At 74.3% G+C, this 14,465-nt stretch carries 17 protein-coding genes and 1 pseudogene; 14 read left to right on the top strand and 4 right to left on the bottom strand.

Annotated features, from left to right (window positions below; genetic code table 11):
• The 4 genes and pseudogenes from HCJ94_RS27220 to HCJ94_RS27205 form a co-directional block, all read left to right on the top strand.
• Positions 1 to 287 (top strand): annotated as a pseudogene (locus tag HCJ94_RS27220) (hypothetical protein); the annotation flags it as partial.
• 471 nt (positions 288 to 758) lie between these two features.
• On the top strand, positions 759 to 1,694 hold the full coding sequence (locus HCJ94_RS27215) for a hypothetical protein (protein ID WP_168003875.1): 936 nt from the start codon (positions 759 to 761) through the stop codon (positions 1,692 to 1,694).
• 29 nt (positions 1,695 to 1,723) lie between these two features.
• Positions 1,724 to 2,695, top strand: coding sequence for a pirin family protein (locus HCJ94_RS27210; protein ID WP_168003874.1), 972 nt, complete (start codon positions 1,724 to 1,726; stop codon positions 2,693 to 2,695).
• A 51-nt stretch (positions 2,696 to 2,746) separates the two neighbouring features.
• A complete protein-coding gene (locus HCJ94_RS27205) occupies positions 2,747 to 3,406 on the top strand; it encodes a hypothetical protein (protein ID WP_168003873.1) in 660 nt (219 codons plus the stop codon).
• Between the two features lie 218 nt (positions 3,407 to 3,624).
• Here HCJ94_RS27205 and HCJ94_RS27200 read toward each other — a convergent pair whose 3' ends face one another.
• Together HCJ94_RS27200 and HCJ94_RS27195 are read right to left on the bottom strand one after the other, a co-directional pair.
• Positions 3,625 to 4,266 (bottom strand): DUF1345 domain-containing protein, encoded by a 642-nt coding sequence (locus tag HCJ94_RS27200; protein ID WP_205801992.1) that lies wholly within the window; start codon positions 4,264 to 4,266, stop codon positions 3,625 to 3,627.
• A gap of 19 nt (positions 4,267 to 4,285) precedes the next feature.
• The gene (locus HCJ94_RS27195) at positions 4,286 to 4,561 is read right to left on the bottom strand and encodes a DUF2795 domain-containing protein (protein WP_168003872.1); all 276 of its coding nucleotides are present in this window, start codon (positions 4,559 to 4,561) and stop codon (positions 4,286 to 4,288) included.
• Between the two features lie 150 nt (positions 4,562 to 4,711).
• On the opposite strand from HCJ94_RS27195, the gene HCJ94_RS27190 reads away from it, so the two are divergent.
• Positions 4,712 to 5,122 carry a DUF2267 domain-containing protein gene (locus tag HCJ94_RS27190; protein ID WP_168003871.1) on the top strand — a complete coding sequence of 137 codons (411 nt, stop codon included), beginning with the start codon at positions 4,712 to 4,714 and terminating at the stop codon, positions 5,120 to 5,122.
• A gap of 36 nt (positions 5,123 to 5,158) precedes the next feature.
• On the opposite strand, the gene HCJ94_RS27185 is transcribed toward HCJ94_RS27190, so the two are convergent.
• Positions 5,159 to 6,325 (bottom strand): CaiB/BaiF CoA transferase family protein, encoded by a 1,167-nt coding sequence (locus tag HCJ94_RS27185; RefSeq protein ID WP_168003870.1) that lies wholly within the window; start codon positions 6,323 to 6,325, stop codon positions 5,159 to 5,161.
• Between the two features lie 74 nt (positions 6,326 to 6,399).
• Between HCJ94_RS27185 and HCJ94_RS27180 the strand changes: the two genes are divergently transcribed.
• The 8 genes from HCJ94_RS27180 (at position 6,400) to HCJ94_RS27145 (ending at position 12,818) form a co-directional block, all read left to right on the top strand.
• Positions 6,400 to 7,572: a glycosyltransferase family 4 protein gene (locus tag HCJ94_RS27180; RefSeq protein ID WP_168003869.1), complete on the top strand. Its 1,173-nt coding sequence runs from the start codon at positions 6,400 to 6,402 to the stop codon at positions 7,570 to 7,572.
• Positions 7,565 to 8,554, top strand: a complete 990-nt coding sequence (locus tag HCJ94_RS27175) for a glycosyltransferase family 9 protein (RefSeq protein WP_205801991.1) — start codon at positions 7,565 to 7,567, stop codon at positions 8,552 to 8,554. The genes HCJ94_RS27180 and HCJ94_RS27175 overlap by 8 nt, the downstream gene beginning before the upstream one ends.
• A gap of 217 nt (positions 8,555 to 8,771) precedes the next feature.
• Positions 8,772 to 9,785, top strand: a complete 1,014-nt coding sequence (locus HCJ94_RS27170) for a TerC/Alx family metal homeostasis membrane protein (protein WP_168003868.1) — start codon at positions 8,772 to 8,774, stop codon at positions 9,783 to 9,785.
• A 79-nt stretch (positions 9,786 to 9,864) separates the two neighbouring features.
• On the top strand, positions 9,865 to 10,455 hold the full coding sequence (locus HCJ94_RS27165) for a sulfite oxidase-like oxidoreductase (protein WP_309227454.1): 591 nt from the start codon (positions 9,865 to 9,867) through the stop codon (positions 10,453 to 10,455).
• Positions 10,455 to 11,213, top strand: coding sequence for a ferredoxin reductase (locus HCJ94_RS27160; protein ID WP_168003866.1), 759 nt, complete (start codon positions 10,455 to 10,457; stop codon positions 11,211 to 11,213). The genes HCJ94_RS27165 and HCJ94_RS27160 overlap by 1 nt, the downstream gene beginning before the upstream one ends.
• A gap of 18 nt (positions 11,214 to 11,231) precedes the next feature.
• Positions 11,232 to 11,525: a DUF6510 family protein gene (locus HCJ94_RS27155; protein ID WP_168003865.1), complete on the top strand. Its 294-nt coding sequence runs from the start codon at positions 11,232 to 11,234 to the stop codon at positions 11,523 to 11,525.
• An 8-nt stretch (positions 11,526 to 11,533) separates the two neighbouring features.
• Positions 11,534 to 12,247 (top strand): poly-gamma-glutamate hydrolase family protein, encoded by a 714-nt coding sequence (locus HCJ94_RS27150; RefSeq protein ID WP_168003864.1) that lies wholly within the window; start codon positions 11,534 to 11,536, stop codon positions 12,245 to 12,247.
• A gap of 52 nt (positions 12,248 to 12,299) precedes the next feature.
• Positions 12,300 to 12,818 (top strand): GNAT family N-acetyltransferase, encoded by a 519-nt coding sequence (locus tag HCJ94_RS27145; RefSeq protein ID WP_168003863.1) that lies wholly within the window; start codon positions 12,300 to 12,302, stop codon positions 12,816 to 12,818.
• A gap of 38 nt (positions 12,819 to 12,856) precedes the next feature.
• Here HCJ94_RS27145 and HCJ94_RS27140 read toward each other — a convergent pair whose 3' ends face one another.
• Positions 12,857 to 13,018: a hypothetical protein gene (locus HCJ94_RS27140; RefSeq protein ID WP_168003840.1), complete on the bottom strand. Its 162-nt coding sequence runs from the start codon at positions 13,016 to 13,018 to the stop codon at positions 12,857 to 12,859.
• Between the two features lie 140 nt (positions 13,019 to 13,158).
• Here HCJ94_RS27140 and HCJ94_RS27135 point away from each other — a divergent pair, with 140 nt between their 5' ends.
• On the top strand, positions 13,159 to 14,457 hold the full coding sequence (locus HCJ94_RS27135) for an NAD(P)/FAD-dependent oxidoreductase (RefSeq protein WP_168003862.1): 1,299 nt from the start codon (positions 13,159 to 13,161) through the stop codon (positions 14,455 to 14,457).
• Positions 14,458 to 14,465: the final 8 nt, after the last annotated feature.

Below are 14,465 nucleotides of genomic sequence, written 5' to 3'. Positions count from 1 at the left end.
AGGAGTCGAAGTTGGTGAACCTGGGTCATCTGGGTGAGCGCAACGACCACGACTCGCAGGGCCTGTTCCAGCAGCGTCCCTCCAGCGGGTGGGGCACGGTGGAGCAGATCACCGACCCCGAGTACAGCACGATGGCGTTCCTGAAGGGTCTCAAGCAGGTCGACGGCTGGCAGGAGATGCCGCTGACCAAGGCCGCCCAGACGGTGCAGGTGTCGGCCTACCCGTTCCACTACGCCCAGTGGGAGACCCAGGCCGCCGACCTCGTCGCCAAGTACTGGAACAACTGACAACCGAACACAGGCTTTCCGCACAGGGGAAACAGGCCGTTGGCCGGCACCCGAACCCGGGGTGCCGGCCAGCGGCGTCTGCACGTCTGCACACACCGGTTGATCGACTCGGCTTCCTGCATGTCGGGGTATCACCGACGCTCGGACACCCCGACATCAAGGACGTCGAGTCGATCAAGAGGTGTGGGTGGCGGGTTTTCGGGCCGAGACGGCCGGGCGGACCCGGACCGGGTCGGGGGTGGGGCCCGCCGTGACCGGCGCAGGGATCAAGCCCGACCGCCCGGAGCCGGGCACGGCGGGACCCACCCCAACCACCGCAACCACCAACAAAGCCCAGCACACGGACGGACACCGAGCCGGCCCCACAGACGAACCCCAGCCCGCAACCAGAACGCCGGGTCCGTTCAGGGAGTGATCCGCGGGTGACGTGGCCACGTACTCCCCGGTGGGGACCGCGGAGAGGGGAGATCGATGGACGTCGCGCAGCCGACGGCGATCGCCGGGGCAAAGCCGATCGCCCAGGCGACGCCGATCACCGAAGCCACGCCGGTCGGGGCCGACGATGGGCAGCGGCCGTCGTGGCCGTACGCCGGACGGCTGCTGGTGGCGGCGGCGCTGGTGGTGCTGGCCCTTGGAGCGCTGGCCGTCGTGGCGACGGTGTCCGACCCGCATCGGTTGGGGCTGCCGTTCACCGCTGGGGGACGGGCCGCCGGACCCGCGCTGCCCGTCGCGGAGCCGGGTGGTGCGGGGGCGGCCGACGCGCCGGAGAGCGGGGATGGCGACGCGGCGAGCGGCGGCCGAGACGTCCTGACCGCGGCGCGGGACGGCCGGCAGCGTGCCACGTTCGAACTCGCCGGCGGGCTGACCCGCCTGGACCTGCGCATGGCTGACCTGGGGGACGACCTGTACCGGATGGTCGCCCCGGCCGACGGTGCCCTGGTGCCCCGGCCGGAGGTGCTGGGCGACCGCGTGCGTCTGGGGCTCGCGCCGACCGGCCGGTCCGGTCCGGCCGCCGTGGAGGTGGTGCTCAACGCGCGGGTGACCTGGCGGCTGCGCCTCGCCGGCGCGGTCACCGAGCAGCGGCTCGACCTGAGCGCCGCCCGTCTCGCCGGAGTCGACCTGGTCGGCGGTGCCACCCGGACCGACCTGCGGCTGCCCCGGATCGGCGGCACGCTCACCGTACGCGTCAGCGGCGGGGTGACCCGGCTGGACGTCCTGGTGCCGGGGCAACCGGCGGTCCGGGTCCGTGCGGCGGCCGGCGCCGGGTCGATCGCCGTCGGGGACGAGCGTACGGACCGGGTCGGCGCCGGAACGGTGCTGGGCAGCGCGGGTTGGGACCGCGCGGCCGACCGCGTGTACGTGGACCTGGTCGCGAGTGCCGACGCGGTCACGGTCACCGCCGGTTGAGCGAGGGGCGGCGGGCGTACAGTCGGGCCGTGGAGCGTACCGAGAAGATGCCGGCGGAGACCCGCCCACCTGGTGTGGCGACGGTGGATCCGGGCAGTGTGCTGCTGCCCGGCCACGACGTGCCGCTGGGGCGGTACACGACGGTGCGGCGGCTGCTCCCGCAGCGGCAGCGGCGGCTGGTCGGGGCGTGGTGCTTCGTCGACCACTTCGGCCCGGACGACGTCGCCGAGCGGCCCGGCATGGAGGTGCCACCGCACCCGCACACCGGCCTGCAGACGGTGACCTGGCTGCTGGACGGGGAGATCCTGCACCGCGACAGCCTCGGCAACGTGCAGCCGATCCGCCCGGGCCAGCTCAACGTGATGACCTCGGGGCACGGCATCGCCCACTCGGAGCGGTCGCCCGCCCAGCATCCGCCCCTCATGCACGGCGTGCAGCTGTGGGTGGCGCTGCCGGACCCGGCGCGGGCCGGTGAGGCGGACTTCGCCCACCACGCGGAGCTGCCGCGCTGGCGCGACGACGACCTCGACGTGACCCTGCTGGTGGGCGAGCTGGCCGGGGAGCGCTCCCCGGCGGTGGTGCACACGCCGCTGCTGGGCGCGCAGCTCGAGCCGCGCGGGCCGGCGCCGGCCACGCTGCGGCTGCGTCCCGACTTCGAGTACGGGCTGCTGGCCATGTCCGGCGCCGCGGACGTCGACGGGGTGGCCCTGACCCCCTGCGCGCTGCTCTATCTCGGGACGGGACGGGAGCGACTGACCCTGCGCGGTGAGCCGGGAAGCCGGCTGCTGCTGCTCGGCGGTACGCCGTTCGACGAGCCGCTGGTGATGTGGTGGAACTTCGTCGGGCGCTCGCACGAGGAGGTCGTCGCCGCCCGGGAGGACTGGATGGCCGGGCACCGGTTCGGCGTGGTCGCGGACGATCCGGCGCCCCCGCTGCCCGCACCCGCGCTGCCCACCACCCGGCTGAAGGCCCGCGACCGCAGCGGAGGCGTGCACGGCTGACCGCTCCGGGCCGGCAGGCGTGGTCCGGCCCGGGACGGGTAGTCGCCGCCCATGCCGAGCATCTCCACCATCGAGGACAAGAAGCGCCTGGTCCGGCGGCTGGCCGGCGGCGGGCGAGGCTTCGCCGAGCAGTACGGCTTCCGGGTCACCAACAACCCGTCGAGCCTGTTCCAGATCCTCTGCCTCGCCGTGCTGCTGGCCCGGCGGGGCGACTTCCGGCGCGCCCTGGACAGCGCGCACGCCCTGCCCGCGAACGGGTGGGACAGCGCGGCGCGGCTGGCCCGCTCGCTGCACGCCGACCGCGTACGGGTGCTGCGCGAGAACGGCCAGCGCGGGGACGTCGACGCGCTCGCCACCACCCTTGGTGATCTGGCGCGCACCGTCGTCGAGCGGTACCGGGGCGACCTGCGCCGGCTGCGGTCGGCCGCCCATCACGATCCGGCCCGGGAGCGGGCGCTGCTCACCGAGCTGCCCGGAGTGGACGGCACGGTGGTCGACCTCTTCCTGCGGGAGGCGCAGGCGCTGTGGCGGGAGGTGGCGCCGGTGGCCGACCGGCGTGCGCTGGTCGCGGCGCGGCGGCTCGGGCTGGGGCGCTCCGCCGACGACCTCGCCGGCCTCGCCGGCAGCGGCGAGTCGGAGCGGCTGGCCTGGCTGGTGGGCGCACTGGCGAGGGTGGACCTGGAGCAGCAGTACGCGGAACTGATCCGCTGACGCACGTGCGCCAGCCCACAGTCATCCGAAATTTCCACCCGTTCGGGGGATGTCATGTCGTATGCTGAGCGCGGCAGAAATGCCCGCCCGGTTCGGGCGTAGGGCAACTGCCTGGTGAGCGCGATCCGGTTCGGGCGCGCAGACCACCGGGACAGGTCCGTGTACGGCGCCCCTGGTCGCGGTTCGCGACCCGGGGCGCCTGCCTGTTCCGGGCCGGCTCACCTCGGCAGACTGACCAGCAGGTTCACGATCGCCGCGATGACGAACGCCCCGAACAGGTACGACACCATCGAGTGCCGCAGCACGGTCCGGCGCATCTCGATGCTGGTTATCGTCGTGTCCGACACCTGGAAGGTCGCACCGACGGTGAACGCCAGGTACGCGAAGTCCGTGTAGCAGGGCGGGCCGGTCTGGCTGAACTCGATCCCGCCGTTGTCGTCCATGTAGTAGAGCCGGGCGTACCGCGCGGCGAAGACGGTGTGCACCACGAACCACGACAGCAGGACGCTCAGCACACCCAGGCCGCCGAAGGCGTCCCGGACCATCCGGGTGGGCGCGCTGTGCGCGGTGGTCACCACGAACGCGATCGCCAGCAGGCTGGCCAGGCACGCCACCAGCAACAGCACGTCCCGTACGGCCCGGTTCGGGTCCTCGCGGAGCGAGAGCCGTGCGGTGTCCTCGGCGTCCAGCGGCCACAGCTTGTGCCACACCAGCACCAGCCACGTCAACGCGGCAGCGTCCCACCCGATCAGGGGCGCGAGGGTCTCCATGCCGAGCGCCGCGCTGACGGCGGCGGCCACCACGCCGACCACGCCCATGACGGTGAGCTGCACCGCGGCCGGGGGGTGCCCGTCCGGCATCCGCACCGCCACGGATGCGTCAGATGCTGCGCAGGTGCTGTGACACCCGCTGGTGCTTCGTGTCCCTCGCCTGCGCGGCGCGCTGGGAGCGGCCGACCTCCGGCGCGGCCTCGATTCCCGCCGAGCGGGCCACCTCGTTGCCGTTGGCGTAGTCGACCTGCGGCGGCAGGGCACGCAGGGCGCGCAGCACGTCCGGCGGGGCACCCTCCCGTTCGGCCTCGCGTACCACGTCGTCCTTCTCCGCCGGGTAGTCCAGGCTCGACAGGTACTGCAGCACGTCGGCGTACGTCGCCATGATGGTGAGCTCCTCAGGGCATCGATCCGGTCACGACCGGCGGCGGTTACCCGTCCGGGCCGGACTCACGCGCCCGACCGGCGGGTAACTCGGCTCGTTTTCCGGGCGGGGTTGCGGGTACACGCGGGGCCGGATTCCGAGGGAGCACGCATGAACTACGACACCTTCATCGACCAGGTCGCGCAGCGCACCCGTACCCCGTCGGAGCAGGCGGTGGAGCTGACCCGGGCGACGCTGGAGACCCTGGCGGAGCGGCTGACCGGCGGGGAGGTGCTGGACCTGGCCGTGCAGTTGCCCCGTCCGTTGCAGGTGGTGCTGAAGCCGGGCCCGGACAACGAGTCGGCGCAGCGTCTCGGGGCGGCGGAGTTCGTGACCCGGGTGGCCGCGCGGGCGCACGTGGACGAGCCGACCGCGCGGGACGCGGTGCGGGCGGTGTTCACCACGCTGCGCGAGGCGATCAGCGGCGGCGAGTTCGACGACGTGGTGGTGCAACTGCCCCGCGACTACCGGGACATGGTGGAGCCGGCGCTCGCCCCGGGCGCGACGCTGCGCCGGTCCTGACCGGGGCCGGTAGGACGCCCGCGTCGACCGCACACCTCAGGCGATGGCGCCGCCCGTGCGGAGGGCGGCGATCCGCTCGGCGTCGAAACCGGCCTCCGCCAGCAGCTCGTCGGTGTGCTCGCCCGGCTGCGGCGGTGGCCGCCGCAGCGACGTCGGGGTGCCGGAGAAGCGCGGGGCGGGCGCCGGCTGCGTCGCTCCGTCCCGCTCGACGAACGTGCCGCGCGCGGCCAGGTGCGGGTGTGCCGGGGCCTCCGTCCAGTCCAGCACCGGGGCCACACAGGCATCCGAGTCGGCGAGCACCTTCGCCCACTCGTCGCGCGTACGGGTACGGAACAGCCGCGCCCACGCCTCCCGCAGCGCCGGCCAGTTCGCCGGGTCGGTACGGTCCAGTGCCTCGTCGCCGGGCAGCGGGAAGCCGGTCCGCCGCACCAGCTCGTCGTAGAAGCGCTGCTCCAACGCGCCGACCGCCACGTGCTTCCCGTCGGCGCACTCGTACGTGTCGTAGAACGGCGCGCCGCCGTCGAGCAGGTTCACCCCGCGCGGATCCTGCCACATGCCGAGCCGCCGCAGCGCGTGGATCTGGGTGCTGAGCACCGACACACCGTCCACGATGGCCGCGTCCACCACCTGCCCCGGCGCGCCGCCGCGTACCGCGTACAGGGCGCTGACCAGGCCCAGGGCGAGCACCATCCCGCCGCCACCGAAGTCGCCGAGCAGGTTCATCGGCGGCACCGGCCGCTCGCCGGCCCGGCCGATGCCGTGCAGCGCCCCGGTCAGCGCGAGGTAGCCGATGTCGTGCCCCGCGTACGGCGCGGCCGGGCCGTCCTGTCCCCAGCCGGTCATCCGCCCGTACACGAGACGCGGGTTGACCGCGTGGCAGTCCGCCGGCCCGAGACCCAGCCGCTCGGTCACGCCGGGCCGGAAGCCCTCGATCAGCGCGTCCGCCCCGGCCACCAGCGCGAGCACCACGTCCCGGCCGCCCGGCGACTTCAGGTCGACCGCGATCGAGCGGCGACCCCGGTTGAGCAGGTCCGGGTGCGGGCTGCCGAACGCGGACGGGTCCGCGTCGGTCACCCGGTCCACGCGGACCACGTCCGCGCCCAGGTCGGCCAGCATCATCGCGGTGAACGGCCCCGGCCCGATCCCGGCCAGCTCGATCACCCGTACGCCGGCGAGGGGGCCGGCCGGAACGTCCTCGGTCACCGGGCCACGATAGGCGGTCGCGGGTTTGTGCGGTAAGGGGCCGGGAACGCCACCTGGGCGGACGGGGAGGTGGCGTGGCCGACGACCGGATCAGGGTGGCCATGCTGCACGGCCCCGGACACCCGGACTCGGACGGGGTCAGCGACTACGTGACGCACCTGGTCGACGCCCTGCGCGGCGTGGGCGTCGAGGTGACGCCGGTGCCGGTCCGCCCCGACGGTCACCGGTGGAGCCGCGCCGCCGCCCGGGCCGCCCGGCACGTCCGCGAGCTGGCCCCGGACGTGGTGCACGTGCAGTTCGCGCCGTCGGCGTACCGGTTCACCGGGCACGCCGGCCTGCTGCCGCTGCGGCTGCCCCGACGCCTGCCGCTGGTCACCACGCTGCATGAGTACGGCTGGTGGGCGTACCCGTCGTGGCTGCCCGGCCCGGTGTGGTCGGCGGTGGAGCGGATCCGGTGCTGGGACCGCGAGTCCGGCCGGCTGGTGCCGGCCAGCGCGGCGGTGATCGTCACGAACGCCGGGCACGCCTCGGTGGTGCGGGAACGCGCCGGCCGCGAGCCCGTGCACATCCCGATCGCGCCGAACGTCACCGACGAGCCCGGCGCGGCCACCGCAGGGGCGCACCTGCGGGACGAACTGGGCCTGCCGGAGGCCGCGCCGCTGCTCCTCTTCTTCGGCTTCGTGCACCCGGTCAAGGGCGTCCGGTACCTCATCGAGGCGCTGCCCGACCTGCGCCGGATCCATCCGGAGCTGCGCCTGCTGGTGGTGGGCGGGTTCGCCTCGCAGGCGCTGCCCGAACCGGAGGCCCGCGCGTTCCGGGCCGAGCTGACCGGGATCGCGACCCGGTGCGGCGTCGCCGACGCCGTCACGTTCACCGGGCACGTCCCCGCCACGCGGGTCTCCGCCGCGCTGCACGCCGCCGACGTGGCCGTGCTGCCGTTCACCGCCGGAGTGGGCACCAAGAGCGGGGCGCTGCTCGCCGCCCTGGCCCACGGCGTGCCGACCGCGGTGACCCGGCCGGACCGACCGGAAGACGACCTGCACGCCAGCGGGGCGGTCGCGGTGATCCCGGCCCGGCGGGACAGCGCGGCGGTGGCGCGTACGGTGGGGCGCCTCCTCGCCGATCCGGTGCTGCGCCGGCGGCTCGCCGAGCGCGGTCGCGCCTTCGCGGCCGCGTACTCCTGGCCCCGGGCGGCCGCCGCGCACCGTGACGTCTACCGGCGGGCCCTGGAGCGGACGGGTGCCTGACCGGTACGCGGACATCCTGGTGGTCGACCTGCTCGGCGGGATCGGCGACCTGGTGATGCTGCTGCCGGCGGTGCACGGGCTGGCCCGCCGCCACCCCGACGCCCGGCTGCGGATCCTCACCCACGAGCCGGGCGCGGACCTGGTCCGGGCCGACCCGGCGGTGGGGGAGGTGCGCACCCCACGGCACGGCGGCCCCGGCGCGGAGCGGGCGGCGGTGGTCGAGGCCCTCGCCGCCCGCCGGCCGGACCTCGCGGTCGGCACCACCCGCTACGACGGGATCCCGGACCTGCTGGTGGCCGGGTCGGGCCGGACGGTGACGAACCTGTGGCGCGACCCGCCCCCGCACCAGCCGGTGGGGGAGCGGTACCTGGAGATCCTGCACGCCGAGGGGCTGCTCGACGCCGCCGACCGGGCCACCCGGCCCCGCGTGCACCTGCCCGAGGAGGCGCACCGGGCCGGGGAGCGGACGGTGCGCCACCTGGTCGGCGAGCCCCTCGCGCCGCCCGTGGTGCTGGTCACCGACGCGGGGATGGCGGTCAAGCGCTGGCCGGCCCGGCACTGGCGGGCCCTCGCCGCCGCGCTGACCCGGCGCGGGCATCCGGTGTTCACCGTCGGGCCGGTCGACGCCGACGCGCCGCTCGGCGTACCGCTGCCCCGGGTCGACCTGCCCACGCTCGCCGGCCAGTTCGCGGCGGTCGGCCGGCGCGGCGGGGTGGTCGTCGGCCCGGACACCGGGCCGGTGCGGCTCGCCGCGGCCGCCGGCGCCGCCACCGTCGTCCTGTTCGGCCCCACCGACGCCCGCCGGTACGGGACGGGCGATGTCGACCTGCAGGGGCTGCCGGACTGCCCGTACCGGCGGCCCACCGCGATCACCGAGCAACCCTGCTGGTGGGAGGCCCACTGCCCGCTGTCCGCGGCGGGACCGGCCTGCATGACCGACCTCGACGTCGACGCCGTGCTCGCGGCGGTCACCGCCGCCTGATCCGGACCCGAGGGACGTTCCGAGCGGAACGGGACCGGCTCCGGCGTACCTTGCTTGGCGGTCGGAAAGAGGCTGACCTAACCTTGTCGCCACGAGGGGAGTACTTCCCACGAACCATGCCGGTCAGTACGGCGTGCCCGGAGCACGCCTCGGGTGGTTGCCCACGAAAGGTGGGTGAAGGAGACCTCGAGCATGACACCGTGTTCGAGGAGGCTCCATGACTGAGTTGCACCTTGCCGCCGATCTCCAGTCGGTCGGCACTCCGACGCTGTGGGCCGTCACCATCGCCGGCGTGCTCGCGCTCCTGGTGCTCGACTTCCTGGTCACCCGGCGGCCGCACGAGGTGTCGCTCCGGGAGGCGCTCGGCTGGTCGGCGTTCTACATCGCCCTGCCGCTCGCCTTCGGCGCGTGGATCTGGTCGGCGTACGGGTCGAAACAGGGCATCGACTACCTCACGGGTTACCTGGTCGAGAAGTCGCTGTCGGTCGACAACCTCTTCGTCTTCATGCTGCTGCTGGCCGCGTTCGCGGTGCCCGCCGTGCTCGCCCAGCGGGTCCTGCTCTACGGCATCGCCGGCGCGCTCGTGCTTCGGGCGATCTTCATCGCCCTCGGCGCCGCCGCCCTCCAGACGCTCGACTTCGCCTTCCTGCTCTTCGCCGCCATCCTGCTGGTGACCGCCGCGAAGCTGCTCCGGGACGCGCTGTCCGGCCACCAGCAGGAGGTCGACATCAACAAGATGCGCTCGGTGCGCCTGCTGCGGAAGTTCATGCCGGTCACCGACGACTACCACGGCACGAGGATGGTCGTCCGCCTCGACGGCCGGCGGACGCTCACCCCGTTGGCCCTCGTGGTGGTGGCGGTGCTCGCCACCGACGTGGTGTTCGCGGTCGACTCGGTGCCCGCCGTCTACGGCATCACCGAGGACCCGTACCTGGTCTTCGCCACCAACGCGTTCGCCCTGCTCGGCCTGCGGGCGCTCTACTTCGTCCTGCACGCCGCGCTGAGCCGACTGGTCCACCTCACCTACGGCCTGTCGATCATTCTCGGCTTCATCGGTGTCAAGCTCGCCCTGCACTGGGCGCACGGCATCTGGGCCGGCGTGCCGGAGATCCCCACGCCGATCTCCCTCGCCGTGATCGTCGTGGTGCTGGTGGTGGTCACCCTCACCAGCCTGCGCGCCACCCGCGACCGCGCGCCGGGCGAGCGGGAGATCGTCGCCGAGCGCCGCTGACGGTCACCCGCCACGGGTTCCTTCCCGCGAGGGGGTGCGGACGCTCCGCCCGGGGTGGTAGGACTGACGGGTGGGAATCGTGTCACCGGGCTTCCAGGGCCGGCCCCGCTCGGCGGAGCCGGCCCTGCCGCCGGGCCAGTACCTGACCGAGGACTTCCCGGTGCTGTCGGCCGGCCCGACCCCGAAGGTGCCCCTGGACACCTGGGAGTTCGTCATCACGTCCGAGACCGGCGCCGAGTACCGGTGGACGTGGGACGAGATGATGGCCCTCCCGCAGGAGACGGTCACGGTCGACATCCACTGCGTGACCCGCTGGTCCAAGCGCGACACCGACTGGCGGGGCGTCTCCCTGGACACGCTGCTCGACGGCGTCGACACCGCCGCCCACTACGCGCTGGCCCACTCGTACGGCGGCTACACGACCAACCTGCCCCTGGCCGACCTGCGCGGCGCGCGGGCCTGGGTGGCGCACACGTACGACGGGGGGCCGCTGCCCGCCGAGCACGGCGGGCCGGCCCGGCTGCTCGTCCCGCACCTGTACTTCTGGAAGTCCGCGAAGTGGGTGCGCGGCATCCGGCTGGGCACCACCGACCAGCCCGGGTTCTGGGAGACCGCCGGCTACCACGACTACGGCGACCCGTGGCGTGAGCAGCGGTACCAGGGCGACTGATGGCGGCACCGACGGCGGGCGCCCGGGTCGCCCCGCTGACCTGGCGGGTGGCCCGGCTCATCGAGCGCCGGACGGAGACGGCGACCGCGCAGACCCTCGTCCTGGAGGTTCCCGGCTGGCCCGGGCACCTCGCCGGGCAGCACGTCGACGTGCGGCTCACCGCCGAGGACGGCTACCAGGCGGCCCGGTCGTATTCGCTGGCCGGGCCCGCCGACGGGGACCGGATCGAGCTGACCGTGCAGCGGGTGCCCGACGGCGAGGTGTCGCCGTACCTCATCGACACGTACGCCGAGGGCGACCCGGTGGAGGTGCGTGGCCCGGTCGGCGGCTGGTTCGTGTGGCGTCCGACGGAGACCGCGCCGGTGCTGCTGGTGGGGGGCGGGTCGGGGGTCGTGCCGCTGATGGCGATGGTCCGGGCCCGCCGTGCCGCCGGCAGCCGGGCGCCGTTCCGGCTGCTCTACTCCGTCCGCACGCCGGCGGACGTCTTCTACGCCGACGAGCTGCGCCGCCGGGTCCGCGACGACTTCGGCCTCGACGTGGCGTACGTGTACACCCGGGAGGCCCCCGAGGGCTGGCGGGGGGAGCCGCACCGGATCGGCCTCGCCGACGTCAACACCCACGGCTGGCCGCCCGACCTGCGACCGCTGTGCTACGTCTGCGGCCCGACCGGCTTCGTGGAGACGGTCGCCGACCTGCTGGTCGGTCTGGGACACGAGACCCGCCGGGTGCGGACCGAACGGTTCGGGCCGACCGGCTGACCCGCCGAGGGGGAAACCATGACCGAGATGTCCTACCTGGACGGCAACATGCTGGACGGCCCGCTGCGGGAGCTGTTCGCGGTCGACCTGAGCACCGCCACCGGCCGCTGCGACAACTGCGGGATGGCCGGCCCGGTGGCCGCGCTCCAGGTGTGGTCGCACGCCCCGGGCCTGGTGGCGCGCTGCCCGGTCTGCACCGAGGTGATGCTGCGCCTGGTGCGGGCCCCCGACCGCGCCTGGCTGGACCTGCGGGGCACCACGTTCCTCCAGGTGCCGATGCCGCTCGACCAGCCGCACCCGCGCCCGCTCTGAGTGGCTCCGTGTACCGGTCGAACACGGAGCTGTACGCCGACCCCTCCCTTCGCGAGGGCGTCGACTACGGCCGGCGGTTCCATCGGCACGGCGCGGTCGACGACGACCGGTCCGGGACGGCGGACCCTCCCAGCGCGGTCGTGATCGCCATGCACGGCGGTGGCATCGAGGCCGGCACCTCGGAGCTGTGCCTGGCCGTGGCGGGCTACCACCCGGCGACCCTCGCCCCGGTCACCGCCGGAGCCCCGCTGTACGACTACTGGATGTTCGAGGGGCTGCGCGACCGGCGCAACACCGAGCTGCACGTCACCTCCACCGGGTGCGACGACCCGCAGGCCGTGTCGCTGTGCAGCGCCGCCCGGTACGCGATCTCCCTGCACGGGTGCACCCCGGCCCAGGCCGGACTCCCCGGAACCGGTCAGGCGGTCCTCGTCGGCGGGCTCGACGCGGCGCTGAAGGCGTACCTGCGGGAGGAGTTGGCCGCGGCGGGCATCACCGCTCTGGACGGGGCCGCCGATCCCGCCCTGGCCGGGGTGAGCCCGCGGAACATCGTCAACCGCACGCTGACCGGGGCGGGGGCGCAACTGGAGCTGACCACCCCGCTGCGCGACGCCATGTTCGGGGAGAACACCCGCGCCGGGCGTGGGCGGACGACGCTGCCGGTGTTCTGGGCGTTCGTGAACGCGGCCCGCGCCGCCGTCGCACGGCGTTCCGCCGACTGACCGGCGACCCACGACTGGACAGCGGCGCGACCGGCGGTCAGAGTGGTCCGCCGTGAGGTACCTGCGCACCGACGGGCGGGTGGGCATCCGCCGTCCCCGACCCGCCGACGAGGCCGAGTTCGTCGCCGCCGCCCGCCGCAGCCGGGAGTTGCACCACCCGTGGCTGTCCGCCCCGGACGACGCGCAGGCGTACGCCGCGTACCTCGCGAAGCTGCGCCGCCGGGACCACTCCGGCTACCTGATCTGCGACCGCGCGAGCGGCGCCATCGCCGGGTACGCGAACATCAGCGGCATCATCCTGGGCGCGCTGCGCGGGGGCTTCCTCGGCTACGCGGCCTTCCTGCCGTACAGCGGCACCGGGCACGCCTCCGCCGGCATCGGCCTGGTGGTGCAGCACGCCTTCACCGCGCTCGGGCTGCACCGTCTGGAGGCCAACATCCAGCCGGGCAACGAGCCCTCCCGCCGGGTGGCCGGCAGGCTGGGCTTCCGGCTGGAGGGCTACTCGCCCGACTACCTGTACATCGACGGCGCGTGGCGGGACCACGAGCGCTGGGCGATCACCGCACCCTGACCGGGTGCTGATCCGGCCCCGTGGAGGCCGGATCAGGGTCACCGACCGGGGCCCCGGGCCTCGCGGCGCTGGCCGCCCAGGCGCTCGATGCGGCCCTGCTTGTGATCGACACGGCGGCGCTGGCGCGGGGTGAGCTGCGTGCGCCCGCTCTGCCGCAGGTAGATCGGCTTCCGCTGCTCGTTCGACATGGGCATGCTCATCGGTGCTCCCCCTTTCCTCGGTGGGACCACCCTGCGCCCGGCCCGGGTGAGGCGCCCTCACCCGCGCCGGGTGAACCGCCGGCGGTTGAGCGCCCGACTCGCCACGTTTGTCTCGGGTATCGGTGGGAACGGCACCGGGCATGACGAAGCCTCGTGTGGTGATCGTGGGGGCCGGGTTCGCCGGGTACCACGCGGCGAAGACGCTCAGCCGGCTGGCGAAGGACCGGGCCGAGATCGTCGTGCTGAACGCGACCGACTACTTCCTCTACCTGCCGCTGCTGCCCGAGGTGGCCGCCGGCGTGGTGGAGCCGCGACGGCTCTCGGTGCCGCTGACCGGCACCCTCGACGGGGTCCGCGTCATCATCGGCGAGGCCGACCACGTCGACCTGCAGAACCGCTGGGTCGGCTTCACCCAGCCGGAGGGCGAGCGCAACCGCATCGCGTACGACCGTCTCGTGCTCGCCGTCGGCAGCGTCAACAAGCTGCTGCCCATCCCCGGAGTGACCGAGTACGCCACCGGCTTCCGCAGCCTGCCCGAGGCCCTCTACCTGCACGACCACATCGTGCGGCAGATCGAGCTGGCCGAGCAGGCCACCGACCCGGCCGAGCAGCGCGCCCGGGCCACCTTCGTGGTGGTCGGGGCCGGCTACACCGGCACCGAGGTGGCCGCCCACGGGCAGCTCTTCACCGACCGGCTGTCCGCGCAGCGGCCCCGCCTGAAGATCCGGCCCCGGTGGATGCTGCTCGACGTGGCGTCCCGGGCGCTCCCCGAGCTGGACAAGCGGATGTCGGACACCGCCCACCGGGTTCTCGACCGGCGCGGTGTCGACGTGCGCATGGGCACGTCGGTGGCCGTCGCCACCGCCGACGGGGTGAAGCTCACCGACGGCGAGTACGTCCCCACCTGCACACTGGTCTGGTGCGTGGGCGTCCGCCCGGATCCGTTCGTCGCCCAGCTCGGGCTGCGGACCGAGAAGGGTCGCCTGGTGACCGACGAGTACCTCACCGTCCCCGGCTTCCCCGAGGTGTACGCGTGCGGCGACGCCGCCGCGGTGCCCGACCTGACCCGGCCCGGGGAGATGTGCACGATGACCGCCCAGCACGCGCAACGGCAGGGCAAACTCGTAGCCCACAACATCGCCGCGTCGTACGGGCAGGGCAGGCGCAAGACGTACAAGCACTACGACCTGGGCTGGGTGGTCGACCTGGGCGGCCGGGACGCGGCCGCGAACCCGCTGAAGGTGCCCCTGTCCGGGCTGCCCGCGAAGGCGGTCACCCGCGGCTACCACCTGCTCGCGATGCCCGGCAACCGCGCCCGGGTGGCCTCCGACTGGGTGCTCGACGCGACGATGACCCGCCCGGCGGTGCAGCTGGGCCTGGTGCCCGCCAACGCCGTGCCGCTGGAGAGCAGCTCACCGGAGGTCCCCGCCCGCGTGTAGGCGCGCGG

The organism is Micromonospora thermarum (assembly GCF_012034245.1).
In the GTDB taxonomy this organism is placed as follows: domain Bacteria; phylum Actinomycetota; class Actinomycetes; order Mycobacteriales; family Micromonosporaceae; genus Micromonospora; species Micromonospora thermarum.
Note: the sequence above shows the minus strand (reverse complement) of the source record. Positions and strands in the feature narration are given on the sequence as shown.

Bases quoted from the DNA above. Each gene is read 5' to 3' on its own strand.
- HCJ94_RS27200 (WP_205801992.1), bottom strand. From the start codon at position 4,266: ATGCCGGACGGGCACCCCCCGGCCGCGGTGCAGCTCACCGTCATGGGC.
- HCJ94_RS27140 (WP_168003840.1), bottom strand. From the start codon at position 13,018: ATGAGCATGCCCATGTCGAACGAGCAGCGGAAGCCGATCTACCTGCGG.
- HCJ94_RS27215 (WP_168003875.1), top strand. From the start codon at position 759: ATGGACGTCGCGCAGCCGACGGCGATCGCCGGGGCAAAGCCGATCGCC.
- HCJ94_RS27205 (WP_168003873.1), top strand. From the start codon at position 2,747: ATGCCGAGCATCTCCACCATCGAGGACAAGAAGCGCCTGGTCCGGCGG.
- HCJ94_RS27190 (WP_168003871.1), top strand. From the start codon at position 4,712: ATGAACTACGACACCTTCATCGACCAGGTCGCGCAGCGCACCCGTACC.
- HCJ94_RS27170 (WP_168003868.1), top strand. From the start codon at position 8,772: ATGACTGAGTTGCACCTTGCCGCCGATCTCCAGTCGGTCGGCACTCCG.
- HCJ94_RS27155 (WP_168003865.1), top strand. From the start codon at position 11,232: ATGACCGAGATGTCCTACCTGGACGGCAACATGCTGGACGGCCCGCTG.
- HCJ94_RS27160 (WP_168003866.1), top strand. From the start codon at position 10,455: ATGGCGGCACCGACGGCGGGCGCCCGGGTCGCCCCGCTGACCTGGCGG.
- HCJ94_RS27195 (WP_168003872.1), bottom strand. From the start codon at position 4,561: ATGGCGACGTACGCCGACGTGCTGCAGTACCTGTCGAGCCTGGACTAC.
- HCJ94_RS27135 (WP_168003862.1), top strand. From the start codon at position 13,159: ATGACGAAGCCTCGTGTGGTGATCGTGGGGGCCGGGTTCGCCGGGTAC.